Source organism: Bacillus gobiensis, from assembly GCF_001278705.1.
Classification (GTDB): domain Bacteria; phylum Bacillota; class Bacilli; order Bacillales; family Bacillaceae; genus Bacillus; species Bacillus gobiensis.
This window is the reverse complement of sequence record NZ_CP012600.1, coordinates 1,575,319-1,593,594: the sequence shown is the minus strand read 5'-3', so window position 1 is coordinate 1,593,594 and position 18,276 is coordinate 1,575,319. Positions and strand designations below refer to the sequence as shown.

The following is an 18,276-nucleotide window of genomic DNA, read 5'->3' as shown; positions in this document are numbered from 1 at the left end:
GGTTCGAAAAGGTGAAAATGCAAACGATTGATCGGTTAAGCTTAAACCAAATTACAACCGGCAAATGGAACGTGCGTGAAGCTGTTGAAGGCTGTGTGAAAGCGGATATTCCATGGATTTCTTTATGGAGGCATAAGGTGGATGAAATCGGGCTCAATGAAACAAAAAGGCTGATTCAGGATGCCGGGCTCAAGGTTTCCAGCTTGTGCAGAGGAGGGATGTTTCCTGCAGCCACTTTAGCTGAAAGGCAAAAGAGGCTGGACGATAATAAACGGGCGGTAGAAGAGGCTGCAGAGCTAGGCACTGACGTATTGGTGCTCGTATCGGGACCTTCACCAGACAAAGATATCGACAGTGCTCGGCAGATGGTCGCTGAAGGAATTGAAAAGCTCGTTCCTTTTGCTGAAGAGTATGGGATAAAGCTTGGAATAGAACCGCTTCATCCGATGTACGCAGCGGAAAGATGCGTTATTGTAACGATGGCGGAAGCAAATGCCATTGCTGAATGCTATGCTCCTCAGCAAGTTGGGGTCGTTGTTGATGTTTTTCATGTATGGTGGGACCATGACTTATTTCATCAAATCAGGAGGGCTTCAGGAAGGATTCTTGGCTTCCATGTCTCTGATTGGATAGTGCCTACTCCTGATTTATTAATGGGCCGTGGCATGATGGGTGATGGTGTGATCGATATATACAAAATTCGAACAGCTGTAGAACAAGCAGGATATCAAGGCCCGATTGAGGTAGAAATTTTTAATGAAGAGATTTGGAACCGGCCGGGCGATGAAGTGTTAGATGAGATGAAACAGCGCTATCTCATCCATGTGTAAACGCGAAAATAAGGAAGGGAGGTTGAGAGTTTGTAATGGAACTCCCGCAAACAGATGTAATCAATAAGAGGGCAACCGTAATCAAAAAAAGAAGAAAGAAATATCAATACGTTTGGTATCTGTTTGTTTTGCCGACTGTTTTAGGCATCGTTCTCTTTATTCTTTATCCCGTAATCGAATCCCTTCGTCTCAGCTTTGTTCATTCAAATGGAACGATAGAAACGTACGCGGGGCTTAAGAATTATGAACGTGTGCTGGGACAGAAGCCGTTTTGGAATGCATTTTATAACACCTTTTACATCGGTTTTTTCCAAATGTTGATTGCGATTCCGCTTGGGTTTATAATCGCATCTTTAATTAACACGTCTAAATGGGGGAAGAACCTGTTTAAAGTCTTATTCTTTTTGCCTCATGTTACATCAATCGTTGCAGCTGCAATGGTATTCTCATTTGTTCTTCATCCTGAGATGGGTATGCTGAATTTTGTCCTTGATAAACTGGGGCTGCCTACCTCAGCCTGGTTGTCAGAGCCTACAAGCGCAAAATGGGGAGTTATTTTGCTTGGCGTATGGCATTGGTTAGGATTTGGCGTCATCATTTGCTTGGCAAATTTGCAAGCGATTTCAAGCGAGCTGTATGAGGCATCAGAAATTGATGGAGCGAGCGGTTTTCAGCAATGGCTCTTTATTACAATCCCTAATATGGGCGGTACGTTCGCATTTTTAATTGTTACCGGCTGGATCGGTGCCATGCAGCGGTTCAGTGACGTCTTTGTCATTGGAGGGCCTGGAGGAAGTCCAAACCGTTCCCTGCAAACAATGGTAGGTTATATTTACGAAAGAGGTTTTACCGGCTTTGAATTTGGAATTGCCTCTGCTGCAACTTATGTATTATTTGTGATCATCTTTATATTCACTTTGGTTAATTTGAAGTTAACCAAATTGAAAATATAGCAGGAAAGGATGAAAAGGGTGAAAGGATCAATCAGCTATCAGCAGACAAAAAACAGATGGAACCTGATTAAATTCGCAATTCTCCTTGTAACCGGGATCACAATGATCATTCCTTTTCTTTGGATGGTAAGCGTCAGCTTTGAACAGGACGCAAATGTAACAATTCCTTTTCCGCCAAGACTTATACCTGAACAATTTTCCCTGTTAAACTACCAGATCATATTTGAGAATGTCCAATTATTTCGCGCCTATTTAAACTCAAGCATCGTAACATTTTCATCAGTCATTTTGCAGGTGTTTACATCCCTGCTTGCGGGTTACGCGTTTTCAAAGGGCGAATTTAAAGGTAAAAAAGTTTTGTTTATTCTCGTACTGGCAACAATGATGATTCCTATAGAAGCACGGCTGATTCCTCTGTATACGATGTTTAATAAAGTCGGAATGCTAAATTCCTATACTCCGCTTATTGCACCATCCATTTTGTATGGATTTGGCATTTTTCTATGCAAGCAGTATTTTGATCAATTGCCTTCTCAACTGCGGGAAGCAGCACAAATTGACGGGGCAGGGGAGCTTTCAATCTTTTTCAAGGTATATTTGCCCTTAACAGGTCCTATTACAGCCACGATGTGTATTCTCTCGTTTATGAATAGCTGGAATGAGCTGATTTGGCCGCTCATTGCGTTAAGCGATCAGAATTTGCAAACGATTCCACTATTTCTCGCCGGATTTTCTCTCGATAGCGGAACGAGGTATGCCGGACTGACAATGGGATTAGCGGCACTAAGTATATTACCGATCATTGTTGCGTTTCTCTTTCTCCAAAGATATATCATTCAAAGCATTGCACTGAGTGGTTTGAAGGGAGAGTAATGATAGGCTGTTTTGAAAAATAAGGAGGGTCAATTATGAAGAAAAAATGGTGGTCCATTCCACTAGTCTGTCTGATGGTATTTGCGTTGTTTTTATCCGGCTGTAATTCAGATGAGGGCTCTACTAAAGAGACACCAGAAGGAGATGGTCTGAAAGGAACTTTGAAGGTGCAAATTTTAGGTGATATTAAACTGGATGATGCCACGAATCCGACAACCGGTAAAAGATCAAAAGGTCTGCATGTGATTAGAGATGAGTTTCAGAAGCAGCATCCGGAAGCTAAAATTGAATTTATAAATGTTCCATGGGATAACTACGTGCCAAAAACACAAGCGATGATTAGTTCAGGAGAAGCTGATGTTTATCAAATGCCAGGTATTACTGACTTTGCTTCCCAAGGACTTTTGGAACCGCTGGAGCCTTTCATAGAAAAGGATAAATTCGATTTAGGCGTTTATATTGATAATCAGATGGATGGCTGGAAAACGATGGGGCCAGACGATGAAGAGCTTAAAACTTACGGCTTGCCAGTATTCGGAGATACACGATTTATTTATTTTGATAAAAAGCTCTTTGATGATTGGGGAGTCGAATATTTATCAGAAAATCCGACTTTGGAAGAAATAGCGGAAAAAGCGAAGAAAATGACAGGGAAAAACCCGAAAACAGGGGAAGAAAACTATGGGGTCTATTTCATGGGCAACCATTCCACACTTTTCACTTTGTTAAATGCGGTAGAAGGACAAAATGCAACGTGGGGATCAGGCTTCAAATTTAAAGATATGAAATTCCAGTTTAATTCTCCAGAAATGGAAAAAGGCTTAAATTGGCTTTTGGACCTGAAACAATATGCGCCGAAAGGTCTTGTAAGCGCCCAAGGTTCTGAAAAATGGCTGACGAAGGATAATAACATTGCGATTATGCTGAATCAGGGGCCAGATGGAAAGCTGGACTTTGCGGAAAAATTAGACGGACGGCTTGGAATCGTCGATGAATTCAAGAATAGTGAAGGTGTTGGCGGAATGTTTGCCGGAAGCCCTTTTGCAATTGCGAAAAACAGCAAAAACAAGGAGCTTGCCTGGGAGTTTCTCAAATTCACATCATCCGATTTTTACCAAAAGTTTATGTGGGAAGAACACGGAGTCCTTCCTGTAGTGAAATCGTCGCTTGAATGGGACAGCGTAAAAAATAGTCCATTAACGACAGCAGCAATCAAAACATTGGCTACTCCAATTGCTCCGCGATATCCTTGGGCTTCTTCGCAGCCGCGTTTTATTCTCCAATCAAAGATTGAAGGAGCATTGACTGGAGAATTGACGGCAAAAGAGGCATTAGAACAGGCGCAAACAGAAAGTGAAGATTGGCTTGAAACGAAAAAATAAGATGTGCAGGTGCAGAATCCTCTAAACAGGATTCTGCCTGTATTATGTATGGGAAAGGAGAAGCTGATGAAATTAGCTTTTACAACGTTGGGATGTCCGGAATGGACGTTAGAAGAAATGATATCAAACGCTTTGGAAAACGGCTATCAAGGGATAGACTTTCGTGGATACTTAGGAGAATTTGATATTTATAAACTTCCTGAATTTTCAACAGAAAGAGAGGAAACCAGACGGAAATTTCACGAATCGAACTTAGAAATTCCTTGTTTTTCAAGCTCAATTACATTGTTTACTGAATCGGATGCTGAGCTGAAGCAGCACCTTTATGAGCTTATCAACTATATCAGGCTGTGCCATTATTTTGATACTCCTTATATTCGGGTATTTGGCGGACATATAAAGGGGGCGACCCGCTCAGCAGCTATTCAGACAGTTGCCAGAAACATAGAAGCTATGCTTGATGTCCTTAAAAACCATGGAGTGACCCTGCTTCTTGAAACGCATGACGATTGGACCAAGTGCGGCGATGTGAAAGAGCTGTTTAAACATGTCGATTCTAGCAAACTTCAAGTTGTATGGGATGTTCACCACCCTTTTCGGCTGTTTGGCGAACAGGCTCAAAAGACGTGGGAGATCCTTGGAGAGCGGATAAAATACACGCATTGGAAAGACTCCTATGTGAAAAAAGAGACTGATCGGGGATACCAGCTTTGCCTGCTGGGCGAAGGAGATGTTCCTCTCGAGAACATATTTTCTTTACTAAAAGAAAAAGGTTATGACGGCTACTATACATTGGAATGGGAAAAAAAGTGGTGCCCGGAAATTGAGGAGCCGGAAATCGCTTTTAAACAGTTTGCGGAATTTATGAGATCAATTGCAGAACAATACACAAATGCTTAAGGATGAATGAAAGGCGGAAAAAAAGTGCTGAATGGATTATTTATACTAGATGATTGTCAACTTGTTTACGGCAGTGTTTATAAAGAAATTGAAAAAATGGTGCGGATTTATGAGCTGCCGCAAACGAAAGAATCCATTATACAAAATCCATCCCTTTTAGAGAAAGCAGACGTTTTATTTACTGGCTGGGGCTGTCCGGTGATGGATCAGGAATTTTTAAAATCTGCCCCGAATTTAAAAGCTGTTTTTTACGGGGCAGGATCCATAAAGCATGTCGTAACGAAAGAATTTTGGGAAAGGCAAATTCAAATTACAAGTGCATTTGCCGCAAACGCTGTACCTGTTGCTGAATTCTCTTTGTCACAGATTCTGTTTTCTTTAAAACGAGGCTGGAACTATGTCAATCAAGTAAAAAAAGAAAGAAAGTATCCTGTAAAGTTTGAAGTGCCTGGAGCTTACCATTCAATTGTCGGAATTATCTCTCTCGGAATGATCGGAAGAAAAGTGTGCGAGCTGTTAAAGCCTTTTGATCTGACTGTCATCGCTTACGACCCTTACGTTTCAAAGGAGGAAGCAAAAGCGCTGAATGTCCAGCTTTGTTCATTGGAGGAGCTGTTCCAAGTATCAGACGTTGTTTCTATCCACACCCCTCTCATTAAAGAAACGGAAGGGATGATTACTGGACACCACATACATTCCATGAAGAAAAATGCCACATTTATTAATACATCAAGAGGAGCCGTTGTGCGGGAATCGGATGCAATCGAGGTACTTGAAAGTCGCCCCGATTTATTCGCTGTCCTGGACGTTACATCACCAGAACCCCCTTCGCAAAATTCACGTCTTTTTTCATTAGACAATGTTATTCTTACACCGCATATTGCTGGTTCTTTGTCAAAGGAGTGCGAGAGAATGGGTGAATATATGGCTGAAGAAGCCAAGCGATATATCGAAGGCAGACCAATGAAATGGGAAATCACCAGGGAAATTGCCTCTACAATGGCTTAAGCTCAAAATAAAACCTCATCTATTAAAAACAGAAGCTCAAAATTTTTTTGTAATTTTTAAACTTTTATAAGCGAAACGATGGTGGGATATTCCCATCAGGTGGAGTAGAGTCTCCGCATGTTTCAGCTTGCAAAAATTTGAATGAAATATCCAATAGGCATAAATAATTGATAGACAGAGAAAGGGGTTGAGGCCTATTGTAAAATGGTAAATTTTGTATATGACCGGATTTTATGACTTTTTTTCGAAACTAAAGTATTGGAGGATTGCCAAAATGGTGAAGCGGGTAGGGATTACATGTTTAATCGCATGCCTTCTGCTATCAGGCGTTTTCAGTACCCCCTTTATCGACATCGGAAAAGCTGAAGAGGGAGCATTTATTCCTTTTGAGGAGTTGAAAGACTCTTTTGGGAATGGGAAGTACGCCCCGGTTCTCGCCAACACGGGAATCGAAATAGATGGCCAATTGGATGAATGGAACGACTATATGAGTGTTGTTCTGCCGTCTGATCCTAAAAAACAAGTTTATATAAACGGATGGGGAGGTATAGATGACTTATCTGCTCAAGTCTATTTTGCCCATGACGATGAAGCGCTTTATATTGCCGCCTCTGTAAAGGATAATGTCCACCGGACTTATCCAGGCAGCCAGATGTGGAATGGTGACAGTCTTCAAATGGCATTCGGGTACGGTGAAGACAAACAATTTGGCCCTGAATACGGCTTCGCAAACGCAAATGGTGAACCGGATATATGGTCGTGGAGCAATGGATCAGCGTTAGTAGGCAAAGAGTCAGTACAGATGGCTACAGAACAAACCGATAACATCACGATTTATGAGGCGAAAATTCCGTGGAATGCTATATTTGCGGAAAAACCAACAGGACCGTTTCCGTTTTCAATCCTTTTCAACGATAATGATGGTGCGGAAAGGAGAGGCTGGATCGAATGGACGGCCGGAATCGGTATGGCAAAAGATGCCAGTCATTTTGCAGAGCTCGATTTGATTGCGTCTGATCAAAAATGGGATGTCTGGCTGGATGGAACAGAAGAATTATATGCGCAGGAAACGGGCCAATATACTTTTTTTGTGCCTAATTACAGTGACCAGCCTGTCGAACTGAAGATTTCTGTACCGGAAGCAAATCTTGAGAAAACGATAACGGTTCCTGCAAAGCAAGCGTATACTGAAACGCTGAATCATGCGTTTCCTGAGATTGGAACACAATCCGTGACAATTTCAGCTGAAGAACAGGCAACGGGTGAGACGAGGGAGGATTCACAAACAGTCAAAGTTCACCCGAGCAAGGAGTCGATGCACAGCAGGCTTACTTCAATTGAAAGCAAACTGCCTGAATTGGAGCATATGCTTCAAGAAGCGAAGAATCAGAAAATTCCGATTGATTATGAACAAGTCGATGCAACCGTTATTAAAAATTTCATCACATATGGGCGGCAGGATGTGGATCGAGACATGCCGGAGCGCGCTGTTTATGTAATCGAAGACCTGGAAGCCAAGTATAACGATGCCATAACACGGTTGCGAGATTATTTGGATGGCAGCAAAAAAGCGAAAAGTGTTCCACGCTATGTAACTGGAAAGCCTGAGATATATCAATCTTCATTTATCGGAAATACCGTTAACTCGCAAACAGGCTTAATACAAAAGCGCCCAATCTTTTTTATGGGCTACGGACATTTTGACCAGGTAAGAAAAGATATTCCGCAGTTTAAGAACTTTGGAACGAATATGATTCAAATCGAAACAGGTCCGAATCGGGTAATCTTCCCGCCAACTTATTTGGATTATTGGACCATTAGCCGAAACGGAAACATTAATGCCGATGCCGGAAGAGATACATCGACTGCGAAGTCCGGCCAGGCGTCGCTGCATTTTACAAATAAAACGCCGAAGACCCCTCATGTTTATATTCATGCCAATCAAAGAATCAAGGTTAAGCCGAATACCACATATGAAATAAAGGCATGGGTAAAAGGAAGAGAGGTTCAAGACGTTTGGTTTCCTGGTGGTAAAAACTGGGGTACAAGGCATTACTTTCCAAGAGGAACGTACGATTGGATGGAACGAACCTTGCAATATAAGACTGGAGCAGATGAGACAGAATTCCTCTTTGTGATCCTGTCTGAAAATATTATCGGCGACGTTTGGATCGATGATGTAAGTATGAAGGAAGTAGGTACAGATCAGAATCTTTTACAAAATCCAGGATTTGAAACTGGCGGTCCGGCAGAAGGCAAAGAATATGCCATATCAAAAAGAACTATAGAAAATGATATTCAAAACGTATTAGCTAACGCAGCAAATCATGATGTTGGCGTCAATTTGCTCCTGTCACCACATTATTTTCCAGATTTCGCTTTGAAAAAATGGCCGGAGCTAAGAAGCAGCAATAATGGATTTTACCGATTTAACTTTGATCATCCAAAAGCCAAAGAAATAATCGGTGATTACCTTCGCACACTTATACCAATGATAAAAGACTATCCGTCGCTGCATAGTGTAACGTTAACGAATGAGCCTACGTATCAATCAAGCGTCGACGAACACCATCTAGCTAAATGGCATGCTTATTTGGCCGAACTTTACCAAGGCAGTATTGCTGAACTTAACCGAATTTACGGAACAGAATACCAGTCCTTTGAAGAAGTCAAAATGCCAACCGTCTTGGAAGCAACCCCGCATTATTATGACTGGGTCGAGTTTAACAATACGTTATTCGCTGATTGGCACAAGTGGATGGCCGATTTGATTAAGGAGCTCGCACCGGAATTGCCGGTAAAAACGAAAATAATGGGCAATAAACTGCATACTCAAGCTGAACTTGCCCAAGGCATTGATCCGGAACGGTTTGCTGCCTTTAATCACATCAATGGTAACGATAACTGGAACTATATCGACGAAGGGGAAAAAGGATATCTTGAAGAACTAAGATTTTATGATTTGCAGAATTCCTTTAGACAAGCGCCTGTCTATAACTCAGAACACCATGTCATTCGTGACGGAAATGATGACTACACTCCGGAACAGGCAAAGCATGTTCGTTCTGTCGTTTGGCAAGGGGCTATTCACGGCCTAAGTGCATCCGCTCTATGGGTTTGGGACCGCACGAACGATCCGACCAGCGTAATTTATGGCAGTCTCCTGCATCGGCCAGATGTTGTATCGGCCGTTGGCAAGACCAATCTGGACTTGAACCGACTTTCCAATGAGATTACCGCTTTTCAGAAAGATAAAGCGGAAGTTGCGATTCTGTACTCGAATCCGTCGCTTGTCTATTCCACGGGATATCTTCCTGCGGTTGGGAGCGCTTACGAATCACTTAGCTATAGCGGTGAGAAGGTTCGGTTTATCTCTGAAAAACAGATTCAAGAAGGCAAGTTTGACAACATTAAGCTGCTTATCATACCTGAGGCTACCCATGTGAAAAAATCAACCTTGAATAAGCTTGAAGTCTATTCCAGAGATTACGGAAAGAAAATCCTTATTCTTAATCAGGAATCGTTAAAATTCGATGAACACAATCAGTCGCTGCCAGGAGATATCCGTAAGAAGGTTTTTTCAAGGTCCAAGGTAATTGCAGAAACTCCGACTGCTCCTGAATTAAGAAATGTGGTCATTCCGATGTTATCCAACATGAGACTTATTAAAGTCATGTTGATGGATGCCGCAACAAATAAGCCTGTTTACGGGGTAGAATGGCGGAGCGTGGTCTATAACAACAGGCTGCTGATCAACATCGCGAACTATACGGATACAGCTAAGGATGTTTATATTACGATTAACGGTATACGGATTTCAAAATGGACAGATAAAATAAACGATGTCGACTCGGGAGGAAAAACTTTAAAATTGCAGCCGAAAACACCGCACTTACTTTCTGTACCATCGTTTTAAAATGTGCTTTTAATCAGGGGGGAGTTTTATCCCCTTCTGATTGTTAAGTGATTCAACAAGCCTTGATACGGCTTTACTGCCTGTTAAAGCAGGATAAAAAGCGTAGGAAAGGAGAAAAAGGGTAATGAAGATCAGAACAACGTTTCGTCTCCTAATCATTTTTTTTCTTGTATTGCTTTCGCAGATGAGCGGGCTAAAAGCAATGGGTGAGGAGGAGCCACTGCCGGATCTGGAAATTCAGCAGAAGAAGCTTGGTAATATTTTTCTTAAAAATGAATCATCTGCTTTTACCGTTAGGACCGGCGGGGACAAAGTGACATGGACTGTAGTCGATTTTTGGGGGAACAACGTGGCATCAGGAACGAAAGAGGTAAAAGACGGTAAGGCGGAGCTGACATTATGGCTGAATAAGCTCGGGTATTTTACTTTAAAGCTTGCAGCTACAAAAAATGGTGAGCTATTAACCCAAAAAGAAACGCCCTTTGCCAGGTTGACACCATTTGATGTAACTGCATTTTCCGATTCGCAGTTTGGCATGTCTACTCATTTCAGCTCAACGTTAAGACCCGCGTGGAATCCGGTCTTAATGCCGCTTCTGCAAAAAGCCGGAGCAAAAAATTTCCGTGATGAAATGTACTGGGATCGAGTGGAGACACAAAAAGGGGTATACAGCTTTATGGACCGTTATACCAATTACATGAATGAAGCGAATGCCCATCAACTGAATCCATTAATGATCTTCAGTTACACGAATCCATTTTACGATAATGGATATACTCCTTATACCGATGAGGGGAGACAGGGATTTGCAAATTATGGGCGATCGATCTTGGAACAGTACGGAGAACAAATCAAACGGGTGGAAGTCTATAACGAATTTAACAATCCGGCATTTGGCGATATAGGAAGCGGGCCGGCAGACTCAAGAGCCGATTATTACTTCAAACTGTTGAAGAAAACCCAAGAAACTGTAAAAGAAATACGTCCGGATGTGACAGTTGTCGGAGGAGCAAGCTCTGCCATCCATATGGGGTGGCTGGAGGATTTATTTGAAGTTGGCGGTTTGGACTATATGGATGTCCTATCTGTTCACCCGTACCGGCTTACTCAAAATCCGGAAGGAATGTCCGCCGAATTGAAGGCTCTGAATGAGTTAGTCAAGCGGTATAATGGCGGAGAAACAAAACCAATCTGGATTACGGAAATGGGGTATACGACCGGCGGAACGAAAGCAGTTGATGAAAAAACACAAGCCGCTTATTTGGTCAGAATGTATGTATTGTCCCTCGCTGAAGGTGTTGAAAAAATTTACTGGTATGACTTTATGGATGACGGGTTAGATAAAGCAAAAATTGAAGATAACTTCGGCATCATTCGTCATGGAGATGATGCTCTAGGGGCTTATACTCCAAAACCTGCTTACGTGGCATATTCCGCTATGACCCGTCAGCTGACTGATGCTGTCTTTGAAAAGAAAGAAGAAATCGCTGCAGGGGTCCACAGCTACAAGTTTAAGAAGGGTTATAGTGCAGTCAGAGCATTATGGTCTGAAACTCCTCAAGACGTGACTATCCGGACGGATTGCTCTCTTACGGTCACGGATATTATGGGTCAGTCAAAAACAGTATATCCTAAAAATGGAAGGGTATACTTGGCATTGACGGGGAACGCTGTTTACGTAAAAGGGAATATCTACAAAATTGAGTCTGGCCGTAGATAAAACTTCAAAAAAGGAAACAACGAATGAAAAAAGCCGAACTACCCGCCACTCCGGGTGTTCGGCTTTTTTATTCAAACAGATTCTGCTTCCGTTTTACTTTTGGTCCCGTAAAGGATTTTTATCATTATCGTTTGTCCTGTCATAAACAAGGCACTGGTGAACCAATAGAGCGGCAAGGCCGACGGCGCACTTAACGAAAATACTGTTGTAATCACTGGAAAGAGAAAGGCCATTAGTTTGGCCTGCTGCATCATTCCTTGATTTGTTGGGTTTGGCTGCACATTGAGTTTTTGGGAAACCTGAAACTGAATGATGTACATCACTCCAACCAAAAGTGATAGGGTGACATCGGAATTCCCTAAATTAAACCATAAGAATTCGTGTGATGCAATTTCAGGTGTAGTACGAATCGCCGAATAGAATCCAAAGATGATTGGAATTTGAATGAGCATCGGCAAGCATCCCATGGCAAGCGGGTTTAATTTATTTTCTCGATAAACAGCAAACATTTCCTGCTGAATTTCTCTTTGTTTTACAGGATCTTTCGTCTTTTTCAGTTTGCTTTGAATCGCATCCAGCTCTGGTTTTATGACCGCAAGCTTTTGCTGAAAGATTTGCTGTTTTTTATATTGGTTGACGAATAGCGGCAAAAGCAGCAATCGGATAATTATCGTAACGCAAATAATGGAAAGTCCAAAATCCCCGTGAAATAACTCTGCCACACCTTTAAGCAATGCAGAAAAAGGCGAGACAAAATAATGATGGATAAACCCGTCATCAGTTCCGCCAGAAGCAGCTCCTGTACTCGCTTGGGCAGTGTTGACAGCAAGAATTGTAAAAGCAAAGGTGAATATAAAGCTTAATTTATTTATCATTCGTTTCAATTGTTTTCCTCCTTTTTATTTCACTGTCAAAAGGAGGTAAAACACTCTTCATCATCTGAAGATCTTTTCATACGAATCACTTTACTTATCCACTTGGTCATGCGATTATGAAAAATATCCAGTGCATCCTGCAAGCTGGGAGCCTGGAGAAGACTTTCTTCAGCTGTATGCCTTATATTGGAACTGAAGCCGGTCAAGCCTTTTTTTACGAAAAATACTGTACCGAATGCCGTCAAGGCAGGCAGGATAATCGTGACAAAATCCACGAAGAAAAAGAGTTCGTTTAATGAATCGAAAATCATTTTTTCTCACATCCGTTCATGTTGAGTTTACTATAGGAACGACTAAAAAGTCCAGAAATGAGGAGAGATTCATATGAGCCAGACGCAGCGTAACGGTAGAATCATATTTCATATTGATATGAATAGCTTTTACGCTTCAGTAGAGGTTGCCTATGATCCTTCCCTAAAAGGAAAGCCGCTTGCAATTGCCGGGAATGCAAAAGATCGCAAAGGAATAGTAGTTACGAGCAGCTATGAAGCACGTAAATACGGGGTGAAAGCGCCTATGCCTTTGTGGGAAGCGAAGAAGCTATGTCCTTCCTTAATTGTAAGATCACCTAATTTTGAACGGTACCGCTCATCTTCAAAAGAAATGTTCAGTCTGCTTCGAGAGTATACAGATTTGGTAGAGCCTGTTTCCATTGACGAAGGATATATGGATTTAACCAATACCCGTTTTCACGAATATGCTATGATAACTGCAAAAGAAATACAACAAAGACTTCTCGATGAGCTGCTGCTCCCTTCAAGCATCGGGATCGCACCAAATAAGTTTCTTGCGAAAATGGCATCGAACATGAAAAAGCCGTTAGGGATTACCGTTTTACGAAAAAGGGAGTTGAAGACTCTGCTGTGGCCAATGCCTATTCATAACATGCACGGAATTGGAGAAAAGACGGCGGAGAAGCTTTTGAAATTAAATATTACAACAATCGGTGATCTCGCTCTTACAGAGGAATTTCAATTAAAACAAGCATTAGGGGTTAATGGTACCAGGCTGAAAAATAGAGCGCTTGGCACCGACACAAGAGAAGTCAATCCTGACAGCATAAACGAATTCAAAAGCATCGGAAATTCATCGACTTTACCGCACGACAGCTCGGATAAAGATGAAATAAACAACTTGTTACAGAAGCTGTCTGCCTCTGTCAGCAGACGGCTAAAAAGAAAAGAGGTTGTAGCAAGCAAATTATCAATTATGATCCGTTATGCGGATTGGAAGACAGTAACGAGACATAAACGGTTAAATAATCCGACAGATCTAGAAACAGAACTTGTTCAAGAGGCCTCTGCGTTATTTTATAAGCATTGGAATGGCGAGCCGATTCGATTGGCAGGAATCACTGGAATGGACTTAATCGAAAGAGATAAAGCATTTAAACAGCTCGATTTATTCACTTTTACAGACGATGCAAAAAAAGAGCCAATATATAAACTTGTCAGTAAAATAAATGAAAAATACGGTACGGACGCCATAAAAAAAGGATTGAAGGGTAAGTCAAAAGAGAGCAATTCAGGCGGCACAAGTTTTAATAAAGATTTTCTTTCGAATAATAATGAAGATGAATAGCTTGAAATTGTAGACAAAGTTGTGGTAATTTCAATAATGGCTATTACTTTATGATGCAACTGAATGTTGAATAGAAAGGGAGTTTTATCATGCCAAAGCAGCAAATAGGAGTTGTAGGACTGGCAGTAATGGGAAAAAACCTCGCCTTGAATATTGAAAGCCGGGGATTTTCTATCTCTGTTTACAACAGATCTAGTGAAAAAACAGAGGAATTTCTCAAAGAAGCGGATGGTAAGCAGGTTGTTGGTACATACAGCATTGAGGAGTTTGTTCAATCACTTGAAACGCCTCGGAAAATCCTTCTTATGGTAAAAGCAGGAACACCAACTGATGCCACGATTCAATCATTGCTTCCTCATTTAGAAAAAGGAGACATCCTTATCGATGGCGGCAATACATATTATAAAGATACGCAAAGAAGAAACAAAGACCTTGCTGAAAGCGGAATCCATTTTATCGGAACCGGGGTATCCGGCGGTGAAGAAGGAGCTTTAAAAGGGCCTTCCATCATGCCTGGGGGCCAAAAAGAAGCTCACGAGCTTGTCGAACCGATTCTTGAAGCTATCTCTGCAAAAGTAAATGGTGAGGCATGTACAACTTATATCGGCCCAGATGGCGCGGGGCACTATGTAAAAATGGTTCATAACGGAATCGAATACGGAGATATGCAATTAATTTCCGAGTCTTATTTTATTCTGAAAAACCTTCTTGGTTTATCGGCTGATGAGCTTCACAAAGTCTTTTCCGAATGGAATAAAGGTGAGCTTGACAGCTATCTGATTGAAATTACAGCAGATATTTTTACAAAGATAGACGAAGAAACGAACCAGCCGCTTGTTGATGTGATTTTGGATAAAGCCGGCCAAAAAGGAACAGGCAAATGGACGAGCCAAAGCGCGCTTGATTTAGGTGTGCCGCTCCCGATTATCACAGAATCAGTTTTCGCTAGGTTTATCTCTTCAATGAAAGATGAGCGCGTGAAAGCATCTGAGATCCTTTCCGGCCCAACAGCCGAAGTAAACATTGAAAATAAAGAGGAAATCATTGAGGACGTTAGAAAAGCGTTGTTCATGAGTAAAATCTGCTCATACGCACAAGGATTTGCTCAAATGAAAGCAGCATCTGAAGAATACAATTGGGATTTAAAATATGGAGAAATTGCGATGATATTCAGAGGCGGATGTATCATCCGTGCCGCATTCCTTCAGCAAATTAAGGAAGCTTATGATCGCAATCCTGAGCTTGATAATCTCCTTTTAGATACTTATTTCAAAGAAATCGTCGAAAAGTATCAAGGCTCTCTTCGCAACGTACTGTCACTTGCGGTTGCACAGGGGATTCCTGTACCTTCATTCTCAAGTGCACTTGCGTATTATGACAGCTATCGTACAGCGACACTGCCTGCGAACCTCATTCAGGCACAGCGTGATTACTTCGGTGCCCACACGTATGAGCGAGTAGATAAAGAAGGAATTTTCCATACTGAATGGATGAAGTAATAGAATAAAGAAAAAAGGTAAACCGCAGATGGTTTACCTTTTTTCTTTGAGTTAATTTGTCCACCAATGAAAGCCTTCTTTTTCTAGAAGGGCATCCGATTCTTTAGGACCCATTGAACCTGATTCATAGTTCGGGTTGAGCGTCTTATTTTCTGCCCATGCCTCAGATATAGGGTCGACAAAGCTCCAGGAAAGCGCTACTTCATCCCAATGTGTAAAGTTTGTTGCGTCCCCATTCAGACAATCATTGATTAGCTTTTCATAAGCCTCAGGTGTGTTCATTCCGTCAATGTTGTTATTTTGATAGTCCAGTTTGATAGGGGCAGTAAAGGTCGATCCATCGACTTTTCTTGCATTTAAGTGAAGGGTAATTCCTTCATCAGGTTGAATATGAATTACTAATAAGTTCGGATGCATCGAATGGCCATTTCCATAATAAAGATTCATCGGAATATCTTTAAATTGGACAATAATTTCCGTTGATTTTTTTGCTAATCGTTTACCTGTTCTGATAAAGAAAGGAACGCCCGCCCAACGGAAGTTGTCAATTAATAATTTGCCGGCAACAAACGTTTCTGTATTCGAATGCTTATCTACATTTTGCTCCTCATTATAAGCAGGGACAACATTTCCATTGATTGTACCGGAATCGTATTGTCCTCTGACAAAGTAGTCGTCCACTTCTGCCTTCGTAACTTTTCGGAGAGCTCTGAACGCTTTTACCTTTTCACTTCTGATTTCATCCGTAGTTAAATTTATTGGCGGTTCCATTGCAAGTAGTGCCACCATTTGCAGAAGGTGGTTCTGAACCATATCACGCAATGCCCCGGACTTCTCGTAGTATCTGCCGCGGTCTTCTACTCCGAGAAACTCACTCGAAGTGATCTGAATGTTGGAAATATAACGGTTATTCCACAACGGTTCAAATAACGCGTTCGCAAACCGAATTACCTCAATATTTTGAACCATTTGCTTACCAAGATAATGATCAATTCTGTAAATTTGATCTTCAGTAAACGCTTCGCGGATTTCATCATTCAATTCTTTTGCACTTGGAAGATCGTGGCCAAATGGTTTTTCGATGATTAGTCTTGACCAACCATCTGTGGCAGTTAAGCCTTCATGCTTTAATTTCGTTGCGATAGTACCGAAAAATTCAGGAGCCATTGCAAGATAAAACATTCGGTTATGAGGAATGTTGTATGTATCTTCCAGTTGTTCAAGCAATTTATTTAGTTCCTGATATGATTCAGAAGAATTGACATCGAAAGAATGATAGTAAAAATGCGAAATGAAATCATCTAAATTTTGATTTTCTTCTGAAGATGAAACCGACTTAACAACATTGCTTCTGAAGACTTCGTTTGACCAATCGCGTCTCCCAACTCCAACTACAGCAAACTCTTCACCAATTTGTTTATTGACATAGAGCTGATGGATAGAGGGGAAAAGTTTACGTTTAGCTAAATCTCCAGTTGCGCCAAAAATAACAATAACAGCTTTTGGATAATTTGTTTGAGTTTTCAACTGACGTACCTCACTTTATAAAAGCTTATTTTCAACTTGCTTTACAAGTATTTAATTTTAAAGGGTAATTAGGACGAAAGCAACTAATTGAGACATTCTTTCAAAAACATAAACTCGAAATTGAGATTTCCAATTCGTTTTTGTTTCATGTATTCTTTTAATAGAATAAGGTCTAATTCCTATTATGGAGGATAAAGCAATTGGAATTATTATTTTTAGGAACGGGTGCCGGCATACCCGCAAAAACAAGAAATGTTACGTCGATCGCATTAAAATTACTGGAGGAACGGAACGCTGTATGGCTATTTGATTGCGGAGAAGCGACCCAGCATCAAATTCTTTACACCTCCTTAAAACCAAAAAAAATTGAAAAAATATTTATTAGCCATCTCCATGGAGACCACATTTATGGACTTCCGGGATTGATCAGCAGCCGAGCCTTTCAAGGTGGCGAGTCACAGCTTTCTATATATGGTCCTGCAGGAATTGAAGCGTTTGTGAGAACGAGCCTCCTCGTGTCAGGCACGAAGCTGTCCTATCCTTTAGAAATCATTGAAATAGAAGAAGGAACTGTTTTTGAAGATGATCAATTTAAGGTCATTACAAAAAAAGTGAGTCACGGAATGGAGTCATACGGCTTCAGGGTGGAGGAAAAGGATTTGCCTGGAGCGCTCCAAGTTGAAGAGCTGATGAAGAAAGGAGTTCAACCGGGGCCCATCTATCAAAGGCTGAAAAACGGGGAGACCATCAAAACAGAAACAGGTGAGCTCATAAACGGAAAGGACTTTATGGGACTGGAAAAAAAGGGGAGAGTTATCGCGTATTCTGGTGATACAAGACTGTGTGACTGTTTGGTGGATCTAGCGAAGCAGGCCGATGTACTTATTCATGAAGCAACATTTGGCAAAGAAGAAGACGATCTAGCCTATTTGTATTTTCACAGTACGACTGAACAAGCGGCAGCCACCGCTAAAAAAGCAAATGTTAACATGCTGATTCTTACACATATTAGTGCAAGATACCAAGGGGATAAGAAAAAAAGGGAGCTTGAAAGTGAAGCGAAAAAAATTTTCCCGCATACGTTTGTTGCCTCAGATTTTGACGTTTATCCTGTCACAAGAAACAAAGAATAAAGTTATCTATCTTGCCCAT

The 18,276-nt window shown here is 41.3% G+C and carries 14 protein-coding genes; 11 read left to right on the top strand and 3 right to left on the bottom strand.

Annotation, left to right across the window (positions count from 1 at the left end):
- Window positions 1–17 precede the first annotated feature (17 nt).
- From AM592_RS07815 to AM592_RS07780, 8 genes are all read left to right on the top strand, one after another.
- Window positions 18–830, top strand: coding sequence for a sugar phosphate isomerase/epimerase family protein (locus tag AM592_RS07815; protein ID WP_053606031.1), 813 nt, complete (start codon window positions 18–20; stop codon window positions 828–830).
- Between the two features lie 35 nt (window positions 831–865).
- The gene (locus tag AM592_RS07810) at window positions 866–1,783 is read left to right on the top strand and encodes a carbohydrate ABC transporter permease (RefSeq protein WP_053603270.1); all 918 of its coding nucleotides are present in this window, start codon (window positions 866–868) and stop codon (window positions 1,781–1,783) included.
- Window positions 1,784–1,801: 18 nt separating this feature from the next.
- A complete protein-coding gene (locus AM592_RS07805) occupies window positions 1,802–2,656 on the top strand; it encodes a carbohydrate ABC transporter permease (protein WP_225970341.1) in 855 nt (284 codons plus the stop codon).
- A gap of 35 nt (window positions 2,657–2,691) precedes the next feature.
- Window positions 2,692–4,038, top strand: a complete 1,347-nt coding sequence (locus AM592_RS07800; RefSeq protein ID WP_053603268.1) for an ABC transporter substrate-binding protein — start codon at window positions 2,692–2,694, stop codon at window positions 4,036–4,038.
- 66 nt (window positions 4,039–4,104) lie between these two features.
- Complete coding sequence (locus AM592_RS07795) at window positions 4,105–4,938, top strand: sugar phosphate isomerase/epimerase family protein (protein ID WP_053603267.1); 834 nt, start codon at window positions 4,105–4,107, stop codon at window positions 4,936–4,938.
- A 24-nt stretch (window positions 4,939–4,962) separates the two neighbouring features.
- Complete coding sequence (locus AM592_RS07790) at window positions 4,963–5,946, top strand: hydroxyacid dehydrogenase (protein WP_098945296.1); 984 nt, start codon at window positions 4,963–4,965, stop codon at window positions 5,944–5,946.
- A gap of 274 nt (window positions 5,947–6,220) precedes the next feature.
- A complete protein-coding gene (locus AM592_RS07785) occupies window positions 6,221–9,862 on the top strand; it encodes a sugar-binding protein (RefSeq protein ID WP_053603265.1) in 3,642 nt (1,213 codons plus the stop codon).
- Window positions 9,863–9,986: 124 nt separating this feature from the next.
- Window positions 9,987–11,582, top strand: coding sequence for a glycosyl hydrolase (locus AM592_RS07780; protein WP_053603264.1), 1,596 nt, complete (start codon window positions 9,987–9,989; stop codon window positions 11,580–11,582).
- Window positions 11,583–11,653: 71 nt separating this feature from the next.
- On the opposite strand, the gene yidC is transcribed toward AM592_RS07780, so the two are convergent.
- A complete protein-coding gene (gene yidC / locus AM592_RS07775; RefSeq protein WP_376773335.1) occupies window positions 11,654–12,466 on the bottom strand; it encodes a membrane protein insertase YidC in 813 nt (270 codons plus the stop codon).
- A 26-nt stretch (window positions 12,467–12,492) separates the two neighbouring features.
- Window positions 12,493–12,768: a hypothetical protein gene (locus AM592_RS07770; RefSeq protein ID WP_053603263.1), complete on the bottom strand. Its 276-nt coding sequence runs from the start codon at window positions 12,766–12,768 to the stop codon at window positions 12,493–12,495.
- A gap of 73 nt (window positions 12,769–12,841) precedes the next feature.
- On the opposite strand from AM592_RS07770, the gene AM592_RS07765 reads away from it, so the two are divergent.
- Together AM592_RS07765 and gndA are read left to right on the top strand one after the other, a co-directional pair.
- Window positions 12,842–14,098, top strand: a complete 1,257-nt coding sequence (locus tag AM592_RS07765) for a DNA polymerase IV (RefSeq protein ID WP_053603262.1) — start codon at window positions 12,842–12,844, stop codon at window positions 14,096–14,098.
- A gap of 89 nt (window positions 14,099–14,187) precedes the next feature.
- The gene (gndA, locus tag AM592_RS07760) at window positions 14,188–15,597 is read left to right on the top strand and encodes an NADP-dependent phosphogluconate dehydrogenase (RefSeq protein ID WP_053603261.1); all 1,410 of its coding nucleotides are present in this window, start codon (window positions 14,188–14,190) and stop codon (window positions 15,595–15,597) included.
- Window positions 15,598–15,648: 51 nt separating this feature from the next.
- On the opposite strand, the gene zwf is transcribed toward gndA, so the two are convergent.
- Entirely contained in the window at window positions 15,649–17,124 is a 1,476-nt protein-coding gene (gene zwf / locus AM592_RS07755; RefSeq protein WP_053603260.1) for a glucose-6-phosphate dehydrogenase, read from the bottom strand.
- A gap of 200 nt (window positions 17,125–17,324) precedes the next feature.
- Between zwf and rnz the strand changes: the two genes are divergently transcribed.
- On the top strand, window positions 17,325–18,257 hold the full coding sequence (gene rnz / locus AM592_RS07750; RefSeq protein WP_053603259.1) for a ribonuclease Z: 933 nt from the start codon (window positions 17,325–17,327) through the stop codon (window positions 18,255–18,257).
- Window positions 18,258–18,276: the final 19 nt, after the last annotated feature.